General features: G+C 67.0%; 14 protein-coding genes and 1 tRNA gene. 9 read left to right on the top strand and 6 right to left on the bottom strand.

Going from position 1 to position 16,099, the window contains the following annotated elements; translation table 11 throughout:
- Position 1 precedes the first annotated feature (1 nt).
- Positions 2 to 379 (bottom strand): ArsR/SmtB family transcription factor, encoded by a 378-nt coding sequence (locus tag AU185_RS06655; RefSeq protein ID WP_059102458.1) that lies wholly within the window; start codon positions 377 to 379, stop codon positions 2 to 4.
- Between the two features lie 129 nt (positions 380 to 508).
- On the opposite strand from AU185_RS06655, the gene AU185_RS06660 reads away from it, so the two are divergent.
- A complete protein-coding gene (locus AU185_RS06660) occupies positions 509 to 1,930 on the top strand; it encodes a glycine--tRNA ligase (RefSeq protein ID WP_059102459.1) in 1,422 nt (473 codons plus the stop codon).
- Between the two features lie 98 nt (positions 1,931 to 2,028).
- On the opposite strand, the gene AU185_RS06665 is transcribed toward AU185_RS06660, so the two are convergent.
- The gene (locus AU185_RS06665; protein ID WP_059102460.1) at positions 2,029 to 4,035 is read right to left on the bottom strand and encodes a TPM domain-containing protein; all 2,007 of its coding nucleotides are present in this window, start codon (positions 4,033 to 4,035) and stop codon (positions 2,029 to 2,031) included.
- Between the two features lie 58 nt (positions 4,036 to 4,093).
- Here AU185_RS06665 and AU185_RS06670 point away from each other — a divergent pair, with 58 nt between their 5' ends.
- The 3 genes from AU185_RS06670 (at position 4,094) to AU185_RS06680 (ending at position 7,683) form a co-directional block, all read left to right on the top strand.
- The gene (locus AU185_RS06670) at positions 4,094 to 5,350 is read left to right on the top strand and encodes a deoxyguanosinetriphosphate triphosphohydrolase (protein WP_059102501.1); all 1,257 of its coding nucleotides are present in this window, start codon (positions 4,094 to 4,096) and stop codon (positions 5,348 to 5,350) included.
- Between the two features lie 40 nt (positions 5,351 to 5,390).
- Positions 5,391 to 7,322 (top strand): DNA primase, encoded by a 1,932-nt coding sequence (gene dnaG, locus AU185_RS06675; protein ID WP_059102461.1) that lies wholly within the window; start codon positions 5,391 to 5,393, stop codon positions 7,320 to 7,322.
- A gap of 64 nt (positions 7,323 to 7,386) precedes the next feature.
- Positions 7,387 to 7,683: a DUF7155 family protein gene (locus AU185_RS06680; RefSeq protein WP_059102462.1), complete on the top strand. Its 297-nt coding sequence runs from the start codon at positions 7,387 to 7,389 to the stop codon at positions 7,681 to 7,683.
- On the opposite strand, the gene AU185_RS06685 is transcribed toward AU185_RS06680, so the two are convergent.
- Positions 7,680 to 7,934 (bottom strand): hypothetical protein, encoded by a 255-nt coding sequence (locus tag AU185_RS06685; protein WP_059102463.1) that lies wholly within the window; start codon positions 7,932 to 7,934, stop codon positions 7,680 to 7,682. The two genes, AU185_RS06680 and AU185_RS06685, sit on opposite strands and share 4 nt — an antisense overlap.
- 148 nt (positions 7,935 to 8,082) lie before the next feature.
- On the opposite strand from AU185_RS06685, the gene AU185_RS06690 reads away from it, so the two are divergent.
- The 4 genes from AU185_RS06690 (at position 8,083) to AU185_RS06705 (ending at position 11,523) form a co-directional block, all read left to right on the top strand.
- A tRNA-Asn gene (locus AU185_RS06690) sits at positions 8,083 to 8,158 on the top strand.
- A gap of 74 nt (positions 8,159 to 8,232) precedes the next feature.
- Positions 8,233 to 8,601 (top strand): hypothetical protein, encoded by a 369-nt coding sequence (locus AU185_RS06695; RefSeq protein WP_059102464.1) that lies wholly within the window; start codon positions 8,233 to 8,235, stop codon positions 8,599 to 8,601.
- A 169-nt stretch (positions 8,602 to 8,770) separates the two neighbouring features.
- Positions 8,771 to 11,056 (top strand): DUF5005 domain-containing protein, encoded by a 2,286-nt coding sequence (locus AU185_RS06700; RefSeq protein ID WP_059102465.1) that lies wholly within the window; start codon positions 8,771 to 8,773, stop codon positions 11,054 to 11,056.
- Between the two features lie 2 nt (positions 11,057 to 11,058).
- Entirely contained in the window at positions 11,059 to 11,523 is a 465-nt protein-coding gene (locus tag AU185_RS06705) for a hypothetical protein (RefSeq protein WP_059102466.1), read from the top strand.
- A gap of 6 nt (positions 11,524 to 11,529) precedes the next feature.
- Here the strand turns inward: AU185_RS06705 and AU185_RS06710 are convergent, their stop codons facing one another.
- A complete protein-coding gene (locus AU185_RS06710) occupies positions 11,530 to 13,503 on the bottom strand; it encodes an acyl-CoA dehydrogenase family protein (protein WP_059102467.1) in 1,974 nt (657 codons plus the stop codon).
- Positions 13,504 to 13,605: 102 nt separating this feature from the next.
- Between AU185_RS06710 and AU185_RS06715 the strand changes: the two genes are divergently transcribed.
- Positions 13,606 to 14,334, top strand: a complete 729-nt coding sequence (locus AU185_RS06715; protein ID WP_059102468.1) for a VIT1/CCC1 transporter family protein — start codon at positions 13,606 to 13,608, stop codon at positions 14,332 to 14,334.
- A 10-nt stretch (positions 14,335 to 14,344) separates the two neighbouring features.
- On the opposite strand, the gene AU185_RS06720 is transcribed toward AU185_RS06715, so the two are convergent.
- Together AU185_RS06720 and AU185_RS06725 are read right to left on the bottom strand one after the other, a co-directional pair.
- Positions 14,345 to 15,553 (bottom strand): MFS transporter, encoded by a 1,209-nt coding sequence (locus AU185_RS06720; RefSeq protein WP_059102469.1) that lies wholly within the window; start codon positions 15,551 to 15,553, stop codon positions 14,345 to 14,347.
- 23 nt (positions 15,554 to 15,576) lie between these two features.
- A complete protein-coding gene (locus AU185_RS06725; RefSeq protein ID WP_059102470.1) occupies positions 15,577 to 16,017 on the bottom strand; it encodes a MarR family winged helix-turn-helix transcriptional regulator in 441 nt (146 codons plus the stop codon).
- Between the last annotated feature and the right edge of the window lie 82 nt (positions 16,018 to 16,099).

Consider the following 16,099-nt stretch of genomic DNA (forward strand, 5'->3'; position numbering starts at 1 on the left):
CTCACTGGCCCGCCTCGGCCGCATGCGTCACCGCCGCGACGACGATCTCGGCGAGGTGGTGATCGACGAGGCGGTACATCACTTCGCGTCCGGATCGCTCGCCGGCCACCACACCAGCGGCCTTGAGGATTCGCAGATGCTGGCTGACCAGCGGTTGCGGTACGGCCAGCGCGTCGACGAGTTCATGCACGCAGCGCGCCGACTCCCGCAGCTGCAGCACGATCGCGATGCGCACCGGGGCGGCCAGTGCCCGCAGCAGGTCGCCGGAAGTGTCGAGCACATCGCGCGGCGGCAGTTCGGGAAACGGTTCGCCGCTGTGGTCGTGGGTGGCTTCAGCGGTCGCGGGGTGTCCGTCAGCCCAAGTGGAAACGGTTTTCATTATGACCGCCACAATACATGCGCTTCGATGCATGTCAACGCCGGAAACCGAGCCACCTTCAGCGCGAGCGACCGTGTCTGTTCGCGAAGTCTGCGGCGTGTCGTGTGCAAATGCGGTCGCTCGCGGGGAATGTGGCGGTCGCTAGGCTGTGCGTTCGTGGCTTCATCTTCTTCGATCATCGACACCGTCGCGAACCTGGCCAAGCGGCGCGGCCTGGTCTACCAATCGGGGGAGATCTACGGCGGCACCAGATCGGCGTGGGATTACGGCCCGCTCGGGGTGGAGCTCAAGGAGAACATCAAGCGCCAGTGGTGGCGCTCGGTGGTCACCAGCCGCGACGACGTCGTTGGCCTCGACTCGGCGATCATCCTGCCGCGCGAGGTGTGGGTGGCCTCCGGGCACGTCGACGTGTTCAACGATCCGCTGGTCGAGTGCCTCAACTGCCACAAGCGCCACCGGCAGGACCACATGCAGGAGGCGTACGCCGAGAAGAAGGGGATCGACGATCCCGACTCGGTGCCGATGAGCGACATCGCCTGCCCGGACTGCGGGACCAAGGGCCAGTGGACCGAGCCGCGCGACTTCAACATGATGCTCAAGACCTACCTCGGGCCGATCGAGACCGAGGAAGGGCTGCACTATCTGCGGCCGGAGACCGCGCAGGGCATCTTCGTCAACTTCACCAATGTCGTTACCACACAACGCAAAAAGCCGCCATTCGGTATCGCCCAGACGGGTAAGAGCTTCCGCAACGAAATCACTCCCGGCAACTTCATCTTCCGGACCCGCGAGTTCGAGCAGATGGAGATGGAGTTCTTCGTCGAGCCGTCGACGGCCCGCGAGTGGCACCAGTATTGGATCGACGAGCGGCTGCAGTGGTACGTCGAACTCGGCATCGACCGCGACAACCTCCGCCTCTACGAGCACCCCAAGGAGAAGCTGTCGCACTACTCCGACCGCACGGTCGACATCGAGTACAAATTCGGCTTCGTCGGCAACCCGTGGGGCGAGCTGGAGGGTGTCGCCAACCGCACCGACTTCGACTTGTCCACGCACACAAAGCATTCCGGCGTCGACCTGTCGTACTACGATCAGGCCAACGACACCCGTTATGTGCCGTACGTGATCGAACCGGCAGCCGGGTTGACGCGGTCGTTCATGGCGTTTCTCGTCGACGCCTACGCCGAGGACGAGGCGCCCAACGCCAAGGGCGGCGTCGACAAGCGCACCGTGCTACGGCTGGATCCGCGGCTCGCGCCGGTCAAAGCCGCTGTGCTGCCGCTGTCGCGTAACGAGGCACTCTCACCGAAGGCGCGCGACCTCGCGGCCGAACTGCGCAAGAACTGGAACGTTGAGTTCGACGACGCCGGAGCGATCGGCCGCCGCTACCGCCGCCAGGACGAGATCGGCACCCCGTTCTGCGTGACGGTCGATTTCGACTCGCTCGAGGACCAGGCCGTGACGATCCGCGAGCGCGACGCGATGACGCAGGACCGCGTCGCCCTCGACAACGTCAGCGACTACCTCGCCGTTCGCCTCAAGGGCTGCTGAACCTCCCGCGACACCTCCCGCGAGCAGACGCAAATTGCCCCTTAAAGCCGCGTTTTCGGGCAATTTGCGTCTGCTCGCGCGGCGCGCGCGGTTAGCGGCTAGAACCGGCCGCCGCCGCCGAACATTCCGCCCCCGCCGCCGGAGCCGCCGAACGAACCGGGACTGAAGCCACCGCCGCCGAAACCGCCGCCGAAACCGCCACGCATTCCTCCGCTGAGGATGTTGCCGATCAGGATCCCGCCGATGATCGCGCCCATGTTGCCCCCGCCGCCCCCGCCGCCGAATGGACCACCCATATACGAGTGACGCGCGTTCTGCATATCGGCGTTGGCGAGGGTCTGCGCCTGCGACGCGAGCATCGCCGCGCCGTTGGCGTGCGCGATGGCCCCGGCCGGATCCGTCGACCGCTTCTCCTCGGCCGCGCCGATCTGTCGGACGGCCTCGGCCAGCCGGGTGCGGGCCTCCGGACCGACGATGCCGCGGCGGGTGTCGATGAAATCCGACACCGACCGAACCCGCGACCGGGCAGTGAACAGCGCTTCGTCCAACGCCCGGTTGAGTCGCTCGGCCGCTTCCCGTTCCTGTTCGACGGCGGCCAGCAGCCGGTCAAGATCCGCGTCGGCCTTCGTCAGCTCGGTGAAGGAGCCCAGCGGGTCAGCCGAATTCGAGCGCTGCGCGGCCGCCACCGCGACCGCCGCAGCGTCGCGGGCCTCAGCCAACTGAGCGGCTTGCGGCACGTTGCCCTGCTTTAGCAGGGCGCCGGCCTGCTTGATGCCGTTCTGAATGTCTTCGATCGCCGCCGGCAGCGTGGCGGCCGCCCGGCGGATGTCACTGGCAGCGCTGTCCACCGCGTCCAGCAGCCCGCGTGCCTGGGCCAAGGCGGCCTCGGCCGCGCGGACACATTCGACGAGTTCGGTCTGGCGCCCCGCCACCGGCCGCTCGGCAAGATCGCGCGCACGGGCGATGTTCTGGTCGGCGAAGGTCAGCAATTCCTTGGCCGCGTCCACATTGCCGGCCACCGAACTCAGCGCCGTCGCCTCGAACTCGCCGTGCAGTTGCTCGAGCTTCTGCTGCGACGGGCCCAGCTGGGCGGTGATGCCGACCACCTGCTGGGTCAATGCGCCCAGGCGCGACGGCGCGTTGATCACCAGATTCCGCAGGTCTGCGAACGCGTCCCGCTGCGCTTCCAGTTCACGATCGGCCTTGGCGGCGGCGACCACCACGCGAGTCAAGAGGTCGCGACGCTGCGCCGGGGATTCCGGAATGGCGTCGTCGAGGATCTGCCGGACGTTGAACGCCTGGCCGAGGGTCGTCTTGGCGTTGTTGACCGCACGCGTGAACGGCTCCGTGCGCTCGGTGCCGAATTCCTCTACGGCGAGCTGCAATTCGTGGTCGCTGGTGCGCACGGCGTTGTCGACTTCGACCACCATCGCGCGCGACAGGTCATCGAGGGCGTCCAGCGACACCGCCGCCAGCGCGTGGGGATCGGTCGGATCCACTCGACGTGCCGCGGCGAACTCGGCCTCCCGGCGCTTGCGCCGCCGCCGCCGTCGCCAGAACATCAACAGCACCACCGCAAGCGCGATCACCCCCAGCGCGACCAGCAACCCGAACCAGCTGATCGTCGAACCCGAGCCGGCGGACTGAGCGAGACCCTCGGCCGCGGCCACCGCCGCACCGACCCAGTCGTCCTGACGCAGTGCGGGTTCGATGTCGTTGCGCCGCACGCTTTCCACTCGGCTGGAACTCAGTTCGGTGGCGCTGCTCGGAACCAGGAAGGCATACGCACGATCGCCTGTCGCGATGGCGAGCAGCGCGTCGAAATCACCCAGGTCGCTCACCCGCATCGTGTTACGCGCCCACGTTTGCGCCGACTGGCCGGAGAACGACTCGACGTAGACGACCCACAACCGGGTCTTGCGGCTCGCGTACAACTCGTCGATCGCCGAGGTCACCTGTGCACGGCCGGCAGCGTTCAGCACGCCCGCGTTGTCGGTGACGTAACCCGGGAGCCGGAACGGAGTCTCAGCCGATGCCGTGGGCGCGACAAGCGCACCGGCGGCGATCGTGGCGAGCACGAGGGTCAGCAAGCGGACAAGGCGCATGCCGTCAATCTAATGTGCGGCACGGTCCGGCCGGTTGGTGCTGGCAGACTATTCGTCGGTGACAGCGAACGCAGATCCCTACGACGAGTTCGACCGCGAGCGACGGGCGGTCGAGCCACCGAAGGGTGCCGCGCTGCCGGGCGCCGACAATCATCACCGCACCGATTTCGCGCGGGACCGGGCCCGGGTGCTGCACTGTGCGGCGCTGCGCCGGCTGGCCGACAAGACGCAGGTGGTCGGGCCGCGCCAGGGCGAGACACCGCGCACGCGGCTGACCCACTCGCTGGAAGTCGCCCAGATCGGCCGCGGGATGGCGATCGGGTTGGGCTGCGACCCCGACCTCGTCGACCTCGCCGGGTTGGCCCACGACATCGGGCATCCGCCCTACGGGCACAACGGCGAGCGCGCGCTGAACGAGATCGCCGCTGACTGCGGCGGCTTCGAGGGCAACGCGCAGAACTTCCGCATCCTGACCCGACTAGAGCCGAAAGTCGTTGCCGCCGATGGCGAAAGCGCGGGCCTGAACCTCACCCGCGCCGCTCTGGACGCCGTCACCAAGTACCCGTGGCGGCGCGGCGAACGGCCGGCCAAGTTCGGTTTCTACGAGGACGACGTGCCCGCCGCCGAGTGGGTGCGCACCGGTGCGCCCGCCGGCAAGCCGTGCTTGGAGGCCCAGGTGATGGACTGGGCCGACGACGTCGCGTATTCCGTGCACGACGTCGAGGACGGCGTGGTGTCCGGTCGCATCGACATGCGGGTGCTGGCCGACAACGACGCGGCCGCCGAGTTGGGCCGGCTGGGGGAGGCGAGCGGGATGGGCGCCGGGCTGCGCTCCGACGATCTGGTGGCCGCGGCGGCGCGACTCTCTGACCTGCCGGTCGTGGCCGCCGTCGGCAAATACGACGGAACCTTGTCGGCCTCGGTCGCGCTCAAACGGTTGACCAGCGAATTGGTCGGCCGGTTCGCCTCCGCGGCCATCGCGGCCACCCGCGAGGAATCCGGACCGGGTCCGGTGGTCCGCTACCAGGCCGACGTGCGCGTCCCGGAACTGGTCCGGGCCGAGGTCGCGGTGCTCAAGATCCTGGCGCTGCAGTTCATCATGTCCGACCCTCGGCATCTGGAGCTGCAGGCACAGCAGCGCGAGCGCGTTCACCGGGTGGTGGCGTGGTTGGCCGCGGGCGCCCCGGCCACCCTCGACCCGATCTTCGTTCCGGCGTTCAACGCCGCAGGCGACGACGGCGCCCGGCTGCGCGTGGTCATCGACCAGGTTGCGTCCTTCACAGAGGGCCGGTTGGAGCGGTTGGAACCGGCCTAAGCGTGATCGCGCCCGACGCCGGGCGCTCTAGACTGGCCCGGTGGCCGGCCGCATTCCTGATCGCGACATCGCGGCCATCCGTGACCAGGTTCGCATCGAGGACGTCGTCGGCGACTACGTGCAGCTGCGGCGGGCCGGTGCAGACTCGATGAAGGGTCTGTGTCCGTTTCACGACGAGAAGTCGCCGTCGTTTCATGTGCGGCCCAACCACGGCCACTTCCACTGTTTCGGCTGCGGTGAGGGTGGCGACGTCTACGCGTTCGTCCAGAAGATCGAACACGTCAGCTTCGTCGAATCGGTCGAACTGCTCGCCGACCGCGTCGGCTACACGATCACCTACACCGGCGCGTCGACCACGAACGTGCAGCGCGACCGCGGCAGCCGCAGCCGGTTGCTTGCGGCCAACGCGGCCGCGCAGGAGTTCTACGCGACCGCGCTGGAGTCCGACGAGGCCGCGCCCGCGCGCCAGTACCTGATCGAACGCAACTTCGACGCTCAGGCGGCCAAGCGGTTCGGCTGCGGCTTCGCCCCGTCCGGCTGGGACACGCTCACAAAACACCTGCTGCGCAAGGGATTCGAGTTCAAGGAGCTCGAGGCGGCCGGGCTGTCCCGCGAAGGCAAACGCGGACCGATGGACCGCTTCCACCGCCGGCTGCTGTGGCCGATCAGGGCCAGCGGCAGCGAGGTGATCGGTTTCGGCGCCCGACGCATCTTCGACGACGACCCGATGGAAGCCAAGTACGTCAACACACCCGAAACCGTGCTGTACAAGAAGTCCTCGGTGCTGTTCGGACTGGACCTGGCCAAGCGCGACATCGCCAAGGGGCATCAGGCCGTGGTGGTCGAGGGCTACACCGACGTAATGGCCATGCACCTGTCCGGGGTGACGACGGCGGTCGCGTCGTGCGGAACCGCGTTCGGCGACGACCACCTGTCGATGCTGCGGCGACTGATGATGGACGACAATTTCTTTCGCGGCGAACTGATCTACGTCTTCGACGGGGACGCCGCGGGGCGCGCCGCGGCGATCAAGGCGTTCGAGGGTGAGCAGAACCTGGCGGGGCAGTCGTTCGTGGCGGTGGCCCCAGAAGAGAAATTAGCCGGGATGGATCCGTGTGACATCCGGCTTCATTTCGGCGAGGGTGCGCTGCGCGATCTGGTGGCGCGACGAACTCCGTTGTTCGAGTTCGCGATTCGCACCGCGCTGGCCGAGCACGACCTCGACAGCGCAGAGGGCCGGGTGTCGGCGCTACGCCGGTGCGTACCGATGGTGGCGCGCATCAAGGAGCCGATGCTGCGCGACGAGTACGCCCGACGGCTGGCGGGCTGGGTCGGCTGGGCCGACGACACGCAGGTGTTGACGCGGGTTCGCGAGGAGGCCCAGAAGCGCGGTCTGCCCGACCGCGGCGGTCGGCGGCGCGGCGCGACCGAACAGGCGCAGCCGCGCAGAGCCCGCACCCCCGAGGCGGGGCCGCGGCCCGATCCGGCCGATCCGACGCTGTGGCCGCAGCGCGAAGCGCTCAAATCCGCGCTGCAGTATCCGGCGCTGGCGGGCCCGGTGTTCGACTCGCTGACCGTCGAGAGCTTCACGCATCCGGGTTATGCCGCGGTGCGACAGGCCATCGAGGCCGCCGGCGGGACGTCGACGGGGCGGTCCGGCGCGGAATGGATCGAGACGGTCCGCTCCAACGTCGCGACGCCCGCGGCGGCGAACCTGGTCAACGAACTGGGAGTCGAGGCCATCAACGTCGACGACGACGAGCGGTTGCCGCGCTACATCGGCGGGGTGCTGGCCCGGCTGCAGGAGGTGTGGGTGGGCCGCCAGATCGCCGAGGTGAAGTCCAAGCTGCAGCGCATGTCGCCGGTTGAGCAGGGCGACGAGTATCACGCGTTGTTCGGGGACCTGGTCGCGATGGAGGCGTATCGCCGCAGCCTGCTGGAACAGGCGAGCGGCGACGACATCTCTGCGTAGCAGGTGGTAACGCGATATGGTGGGCGCGCTATAAACCGTCGGAGACGGTCAGGAAGGCGGGCACGTGACATCGATCAACAACCGGGCGCGGCGGCTCGTCGCTGCAGGCGCGTTCGCGGTGGCCGCGGTCGCGGCTCCGTTCGCGGCAGCCGTGCTGGGATCGACGGCGATTGATGCTCAGGCAGCGCCGGCCTGCCTGGCATGGTTCGGCAACAAGGAAGACGGCAAGTGCCTGTCGTACTCCAACGGCAACGGCGTCAACGTCGGCACACCGGAGGTCGGCCTCAACGGATCGGACGGGGTCGGCATCAACACTTCGCCCATGTTCCCCGGCCAGACCATCAACGACCCGTACCGTTAACGGACCTTCTCTCCTTGCTCGACATCGGGGCCGATCACCGTCGTCCCGTTGTCGATCTCCGTCAACGTGACCATCGGCGGGTCCGGCGACACCCGATCGGCGATCTTGCGCCGACCGGCGTCGATCACGGCTTTGGCCGCCGGGCTCTCGGTGACCGCCTTGTAGGTTCCGGCGATCTGCTCATATCGGCGACGGCCGGCCTTCGAGCCCAGTACATAGCCGACACCCAATACGACGAAATACCCGATCACTGGGTCCCTTCCAGACGACGGTGTGTTCGGTCCCATCCTGCCTCACGTACCTGAGAGCGCGCGGGGCGACGGCGTATTGGCGGGTTCTGCGAGACGTAGGCTAGAGTCAACCCCCGGCCCGCACACTAGCGTGATCGCGGGTGAGCAGTCCCCTGTAGCTCAATTGGCAGAGCATTCGGCTGTTAACCGAAGGGTTGCTGGTTCGAGTCCAGCCGGGGGAGCCACCATCGTCCCGACTCCCCGATCTTCCGCCGTGTCGGCGCCGTCACAGCGCTCGCCGGCAGCGCATGATGGGCGCATGGCCGATGCAGGGTTCTGGATCGCGTGGGGAATCCCCGCGCGCGGACGCGAAGTGCACGCTCTCGAACTCCTCAGACAGTCCACGACGGGCTATCTCGACCGCCTCCAGCGCGACGGGAGAATCGAGCGCTTCGACACCGCGATCCTTCGTCCGCAGAGCGTCGAACTCGGCGGGTTCATCCTGATCCAAGGCTCCCAGGAGCAGATCGACGCTCTGCGCCGCGACGACGAATTCCAGCAGTGGGTCACCCAGATCCAACTGGTGGCCGACCGGGTCGGAATGGTCGACGCCTGGGTCAACGACGGCCTCGGCGAGGCCATGGGACTGTACGACGAAGCGCTGCGCAAGGCCGGCCTGCTCTCCTAGTCGGCGTTGCTGGCCCCGGGGCCAGTCGCCAAAACCCGTACACGATCAGAACCACAGGGACGCTTGTTGCTCATGCGACATTTGTCCTTTTTGCTGCGCGGTGCCTGCCGGTGCTATTAAATGGCGCTAATTGACGGGGAGGGGGATTTCTTTCTCGTGGAGGGGAAGCGTGGGCGCAGCAAGGTACATCGGTCGTGTCGGCGGATTGGCCGTCGCTCTGGGCGTGGGCAGTGCGATTGCCTCGGGACACGGCATCGCAGCGGCCGAAACCACCGACTCACAACCAGGTAACTCCGCCAACTCCGAGCAATCCTCGACAGAGCCGTCGGGCGGATCCGGGACCGGTGCCGCGACTTCAGCGACCGGCGTGACCACGGGTTCCAGTCGGACGTCGACAGAGACAGAGACCGAGACGGAGACCGAGACCGATACCGACGGTCCGTCCGACGCGGACGCCGACGAGTCGAAGAACTCGACGACTACAACCACCGTCACCGGTGGTGTGACGGTCAGCGCGCAGACCAACACCGGGTCGGCGCCCGACGCCAAAGCACCGGAGGTCACCGTCGCCGCCGAGACGACGGCGACACCAGACGAGCCGAAACCGGAACCAGAACCCGAGCCCACCGCGACGACAGAACCCGAACCAACGCGGACGCCGACAGCCGAACCGACCGCGACGCCGACAGCCGAACCGACGGTAACGCCGACAGCCGAGCCGGCCAAGAACTCAGTGGAAACTGCTGCGCGCAAACCGGATTCATCTCCATCGTCACAGTCGAAGCCCGACGGGGCCGCTACTGCGGCGATCGAACAACCGTCCGCCAGCGCTACGGCACGCACGGTACAGTCGGTCTCGAATCCCGCTGCGGCGGTTCAGGAACCGACCAGGTTCGCAGTATTCGCCGATGCCCGTTCGTTGGCGGCGACGACCGACGACGTATCGTCGACGATGGCCGCTTTTCAGCCGACGTCGGCGACTACCCCGACCGCGCCGCCGAACCTGTTCACCACGGTGGCCAATGTCGTGTCCAGCGCGATCAATTGGGTCCTCAACCCGTTGGCCGGCACGGCGCCGACGACGCCCGCGCAACCGCCGCTGATCTGGGGCCTGCTCGCATTCGCTCGCCGCGAATTCGAGAACCTCTTCTCGGCGTTGACGGGGCGGCCCACCCCGACGGCGACGACGCTGGTGGAACCCGCGACCAGGCTGGCGCTCGCAGCAGCGGCGGCGCCGGCGGGACCGCTCTACTCGCCCTTCCCCAACCCACAGGTGAGCCCGTCGACACAATTCGTTTCCTGGGTGACGGGCGCGTACAAATATCCCAACGATCCCCTCAGCGGATATTCGGACCTGATGGCCAACACCGTCGACCGCTACCGGGTGGGCGGCACGGACCTCGGCATCATGTGGGACAACGGCATTCCCGACGATCCGAACACGCCGATCAACGAACACCAGATCCTGATCGCCGTCGGCGACACGTTCGCCGACGGGAACATGTCGGTGGACTGGCGGTCCAACACCATCTTCCGCAGCTCCGACTGGGACCTCGCCAACGGGATCGAGATTCCCAACGGTCAGTGGTACACCGGCAACATGTTCGGCGGCGCGCCGTTGGGACCCGACGGCAACCCGAACCGGGCCAGGCAGGTCATCTTCGCCGAAGGTCTGCCCGCCGGTGTGACGCTCATCCCGACTGCGGGAATCTCGGTACCCACACCGGGCTCGCGGTTCGGCGCCATCCAGTACGTCAGTTTCATGTCGGTGTCCCAGTGGGGCTCACCGGGTTCGTGGACGACGAACTACTCGGCGATCGCGTGGTCCGACGACAACGGCGAGACCTTCCATGTCGCGCCGCAGACCGTCCGCTACAACCAGCCGTGGAGCGGCAACCAGAACTTCCAGCAGTCGGCGTTCGTCCGGCCCGGCGACGGATACGTCTACATGTACGGCACCCCCAACGGTCGACAAGGTGCCGCGTACCTGTCGCGGGTGCCCGAACAGGACATTCTGGACCTGACCAAGTACGAGTACTGGAACGGCGGAAACGCCGGCTTCTTCGGCTGGGGAGCGACCCCGGCCGGCTGGCGCAAGAACGACCCCGCCGCGGCCACGGCCGTGTTCGGAGTAGACCAGGGTGCCTGCGGCGTCGCCAATCCCGGCAACCAGGTCAGCGAAATGTCCGTGCAGTACAACAAGCAGTTGAACAAATATGTGGTGCTCCACGGCGATCAGTTCAACAACATCGTGATGCGGACGTCGGACACCCCGCAGGGCACCTGGTCGAGCGCGAAGGTCCTGATGAGCCAGCAGCCCGGCGGCATCTACGCGCCGATGATGCATCCGTGGTCGCCGTCGACCCAGGGCACCGGTACCGACCTGTACTGGAACCTGTCGTTGTGGGACGACTACAACGTCATGCTGATGCGCACGGACCTGTCCAAGGTGTGAGCATGCTCAGACTGGCGCTCATCGGAATTCTCGTCGCACTGGCCAGCGCGCCGGTGGCCTGCGCTGAACCCGGCGCGCCACCCGGAAGCGGCAGCTGCACAGCGGATCTCGAGGGCGCGATGACGCGGATGCCCGATGCCGACGGCCCGTCGGTGTGCCGGGGTGGTGCATGGCAGCCGGTGACCACGCCGCAACCGCCGGCCGATCGCTGGGTGAGCTTCGGCTCGCCGCTCAAACTGCACGGACAAGGCATGCGCAATCCGGACATGGTCTCGGGCAAATGGACTGCGACGCCTCAGAATTCGGCTGCGCAGTGCCGCGTGCAACAGCAGGAAGTGGTGATTCCCGGCCAGCTCAGCGCACCGGCAACGGCTGTCGGAGAGCCGGGTCAACGCCTGCAGTTCGAGGTGCCGCCCAGGATGTTCTTGATCGAACTGAGCGGCGACTGCCTGTGGGAGCGCCGCTGACCGCTTCTACTTCGGCTCGATCGTGCCCGCGCTGATCGCGTTCTGCTCGGTGTGCTCGTCGGCGTCGGGGATGCGCTCGGGGTGCAGCATCTCGGCGTAACGCAACTGCTCGGGGATGCCGAACCCGTCGACGAGCAGCTCCGCGTACGGCCGCAACGTGCGGCAGCGTTCGTTGATGCCGCGGGTGACGGCCTTGGCGCGCTCGGTGGAGATGTAGCGGTGTTCGATGAACCAGGCCTTGTCCTCTTCGATCACCGACAGCGCATACAAGTCGCACACCATGTTGAGGATCTTGCGGGCCTCCTCGTCCTCACATGAGTCGATACCCGCGACGAACGCTTCCAAGATGATGCGGTCGATGTGGGCGCGGGCGCTGTGCAGCACATGGTCTTGCACGGCGTTGAACGCGTCGAACTCGCTCATCTCCTTGGACTTGCCCTGCAGCCGGCGGGCCACCGTCGAGATCATGTACTCCTCGCGGTCCTCGAACATCTGGACCTGGGTGCCCCGGTTGAACAGGCTGCCTTCCTCCTCGTTGTCCTGCCGCGTGTCGAGGACGGTCTGCATGATCGTTTCGGCGGCAGTGCGTTTGAGCACTCGCTCGCCGGCAAAGTTGGCGGCGAACCGCACCCACTCGACCGGGCTCATGCTCTTGATGTCGTCGGCGTACGCCGTGAGCAGCTCCTTGGCCACCAACTGGGTCAGCACGTGATTGTCGCCCTCGAAGGTGGTGAACACATCGGTGTCGGCTTTCAACGCGATCAGCCGGTTCTCGGCCATATAGCCTGCGCCACCGCATGCTTCGCGGGCTTCCTGGATCGCACGGGTGGCATGCCAGGTGTTGGCCGCCTTCAGGCCGGCCGCGCGCGCCTCCAGCTCACGCTGCTCCTCCGGGTCGGGATCCTCGGCGCTCTGCAGGTCATGGCACTTGGCCACGAGCTCGTTCTGGGCGAACTGCAGCGCATAGGATTTCGCGATCAACGGCAGCAGCCGACGCTGATGGACCAGGTAATCCATGATGAGCACTTCGCCCTCGTCGTCAGGGGCAGTGAATTGCCTGCGCTGCAACGCATATCGAGTTGCGATGTCGAGGGCAACCCGCGCTGCGGCCGCCGCGCTGCCGCCGACGGTGACCCTTCCGCGGATCAAGGTGCCCAACATCGTGAAGAACCGGCGGCCGACGTTCTCGATCGGTGAGCTGTACGTGCCGTCGGCAGCCACGTCGCCGTACTTGTTGAGCAGGTTCTCGCGCGGAACCCGGACGTGGTCGAACTGGATGCGGCCGTTGTCGACGCCCGGCAGGCCACCCTTGTAGTGGCAGTCCGACGTGGTCACCCCCGGCAGGTCGTTTCCCTCGTCGTCGCGGATGGGCACCACGAGGCAGTGCACGCCGTGGCCCACCCCGTCCGGCGTGATCAGCTGTGCGAAAACCGCCGCCACACGTGCGGTTTCGGCGGCGCCACCGATGTAGTCCTTGCGCGACGTCGGCGTGGGGGAGTCGATGATGAACTCCTCGGTGGCCGGATCGTAGGTCGCGGTGGTCTCCAGTGACTGCACGTCGCTGCCGTGCCCGGTTTCGGTCATCGCGAAGCAGCCGAGCAGCTCGAGGTCGATGATCTTCTTGACGTACTTCTCATGGTGGCGCTCGGTGCCGAGGTTTTCGATCGCGCCGCCGAACAGGCCCCACTGCACACCGGCCTTGACCATCAGCGACAGGTCGGACATCGCCAGCATCTCGATCTGGGTGACCGCCGCGCCGACGTTTCCGTTGCCGCCGTGCTCCTTCTTGAACCCGTCCTCGGCCGAACCCTGGGCCGCCATGATCTTCAGCTGCTCGGCCACTTTGGTCCTGGCGATGACGGTGTTCGGGGTGTAGTGCGGGCGGAAGATCTCGTTCGACAGTTCCTCGCGCATCCGGTTCTTCACATCGCGCCAACGGCCGTCGAGCGCATTGCACAGATGTTCCGCAGTGGTGGTCATGACTCGACGGTAGCCTTCTGCGCGGCACCGCAAACTGTGATGTCCTAAACCAAGGTGAACCTGAGTGGATCGCCGTCCCGGCGACCGGAGTTGAATCGAGCCATGAGGAACTCCGACGGGCAGCGTATGCAGTGGCGTCCGCATGATTTCGACCACCGCCACAGCGATGTCAGTGGCGGTTGGCTGCGGGCGGCGACGTTCGGCGCGATGGACGGCCTGGTCTCCAACACCGCGCTGATCGCCGGTGTGGGTGCGACGGCCGCGGCGCACACCGTGGTGCTCAGCGGATTCGCCGGTCTGGCGGCGGGCGCCTTCTCGATGGCGCTCGGCGAATACACCTCGGTGAAGACGGCCAATGAGCAGATCGACTCCGAAGTCCTTGTCGAGCGTCGCGCGTTCCGCATGCATCCGCAGGCCGAACGAGCCGAACTCGCCGACGCGTTGGTGCAGATGGGGATGTCGCCGCAGACCGCGTCGGTGGCCACGGAGGAAATCCACCGCGACGAGAACCGCGCGATCAACTTCCACCTGGTGCAGGAGATCGGCATCGACCCCACCGAGAAGCCGTCGCCGGTCATCGCGGCGGTGTCGTCGTTCGTCACGTTCGCGGTCGGCGCGGTGACGCCGCTGATTCCCTACCTCCTCGGTTTCGAGAACCTGTGGCTCGGGCTGCTCTGCGGCGGGCTCGGGTTGATGATCGCCGGTGGCGTGGCATCGCGCTTCACCAGAAAGCCGCTGTGGTTCGCATCGGCACGCCAACTCGTGTTCGGCGCCGCGGCCATCGCCGCGACGTATGTCGTCGGGCTGCTGGTCGGCTCGGTGGTCACCTGAGACGCGTAACTCAGGTGTCGCTGCCGACGCCGATCGCGGTCGCCTCGCTGAATTCGTCGAGTTCGGCTTCCTCGACGTCGATGCCGACCAGATGTGACCGGGTGAGCGCGAGGACGCCTGCACCCAGCAGCACCGCGCCCGCGCCGACCCAGTACGGCATGTGCACGCTGATCTGCTCTCCGAGCACTCCGGCCAGCCACGGCGCCAGCGCGGCGCCGGAGAACCGCACGAAGCTGTAGGCCGCCGAAGCCACGCCGCGCTCGACGGGCGCGGCCTTCATCACGGTCTCGGTGATCAGCGTGTTGTTGACGCCGATGAACAGCCCCGCCACCACCACGCACGTCGCGAGCGCGGCTTTGTTCTCGGTCGCGACGGCCATCACGATCAGCGTCGCCGTCATCGCCAGCAGGTTGACCAACAGCACGGGCACGGTGCCGAACCGGCGCTGAAGCCGCGGCGCCACCACCACCGACGTGAACGCCAGCGCGACGCCCCAGCCGAAGAAGATCAGACCGATCTGGTGTGCGCTCATGTCGAGCGGAAACGGTGTGAAGGCCAGCAGGGTGAAGAACCCGAAGTTGTACAGCAGAGCAGTGATCGCCACACCCAGCAATCCGCGGTGCCGCAGCGCGCGGAACGGATCGGCAAGTGTGGTCGCACGTTCGGCGGGCGGGGTGGAGGGCAGCATCACCGCTGTCACCACGAGCGCAAAAGCCATCAGCGCCGACACGCCGAAAAACGGTCCGCGCCACGAGATCGACCCGAGTACGCCGCCGACAAGCGGGCCGACCGCGATGCCAAGGCCCAGCGCCGCCTCGTAGAGGATGATGGCCTGCGCCACCGAACCGCGCGCCGAGCTGACGATGGTGGCCAGCGCGGTGGCGATGAACAGTGCGTTGCCCAGCCCCCAAAGTGCCCGCCAGCCAACGATTTCCATCACGGTGTCGGACAGCCCGGCCAGGCCGGCGCCGGCGATGATCACGACCAGACCGACCAGCAGTGTGCGCTTGGGACCGATTCGGCTCGCCATCACACCGGTGACGAGCATGGCCACGCCCATCACCGCCATGTAGCTGGTGAACAACAGTGAGACCTGAGACGGCGACGCGTCGAGGTTCTCGGCGATCGGCTTGAGGATCGGGTCGACGAGGCCGATGCCCATGAACGCGACGACGCAGGCGAAGGCAACGGCCCAGACAGCTTTGGGTTGACGCCACATACGGGCGGGTGCTCCTTTGTTGGTTACTTGGTGATGGTGTTGGGTGTGGCCGCGTCCGCAAGTAGCCGGCGCAGCACGCGCACCGCGTCGCTGAGCGTCTCGCGGTCGGCGGCGTCGAGCCGCTCCAGGTACGGATCGATCGCCGCACCGCGGTCCATCCGGACTTGGCGTAGCGTGTCCACGCCCTTGGGGGTGATGCGGATCAGCACCGCGCGCGCGTCCTCGGGGTCGACGGTGCGCGACACCATGCCCGCGTCCTCGAGCCGGCGGACCTGGGTCGTCATCGTCGGCTGCGAGCAGTGGTCGAGCGCGGCGAGGTCGGAGATGCGGGCCTCGCCCTGGTCTTCGATCGTGGACAGCAACCGTGCCTGGGCATAGCCGAGCGGAAGGCGGACGCGCTGTGTGGCCAGGCGGTTGATCCGGGCGACCACGGACAGCAGATCGGCTCCGAGCGTCGGTGTCATGCCAATTACATTACATAGCTTCGCTATGTGTTTCAAAGCGACGCGTTCATCCGCCGCTCACCGCACCATGAGCGTTGTCGGA

Origin of the sequence: Mycobacterium sp. GA-0227b, from assembly GCF_001499855.1 — a bacterium.
Taxonomy (GTDB): domain Bacteria; phylum Actinomycetota; class Actinomycetes; order Mycobacteriales; family Mycobacteriaceae; genus Mycobacterium.

Coding starts and splice junctions, on each gene's coding strand:
- AU185_RS06655 (WP_059102458.1), bottom strand. CDS start 379: ATGAAAACCGTTTCCACTTGGGCTGACGGACACCCCGCGACCGCTGAA.
- AU185_RS06660 (WP_059102459.1), top strand. CDS start 509: ATGTGGCGGTCGCTAGGCTGTGCGTTCGTGGCTTCATCTTCTTCGATC.
- AU185_RS06665 (WP_059102460.1), bottom strand. CDS start 4,035: ATGCGCCTTGTCCGCTTGCTGACCCTCGTGCTCGCCACGATCGCCGCC.
- AU185_RS06695 (WP_059102464.1), top strand. CDS start 8,233: ATGGCCGATGCAGGGTTCTGGATCGCGTGGGGAATCCCCGCGCGCGGA.
- AU185_RS06705 (WP_059102466.1), top strand. CDS start 11,059: ATGCTCAGACTGGCGCTCATCGGAATTCTCGTCGCACTGGCCAGCGCG.
- AU185_RS06710 (WP_059102467.1), bottom strand. CDS start 13,503: ATGACCACCACTGCGGAACATCTGTGCAATGCGCTCGACGGCCGTTGG.
- AU185_RS06715 (WP_059102468.1), top strand. CDS start 13,606: ATGAGGAACTCCGACGGGCAGCGTATGCAGTGGCGTCCGCATGATTTC.
- AU185_RS06720 (WP_059102469.1), bottom strand. CDS start 15,553: ATGTGGCGTCAACCCAAAGCTGTCTGGGCCGTTGCCTTCGCCTGCGTC.
- AU185_RS06725 (WP_059102470.1), bottom strand. CDS start 16,017: ATGACACCGACGCTCGGAGCCGATCTGCTGTCCGTGGTCGCCCGGATC.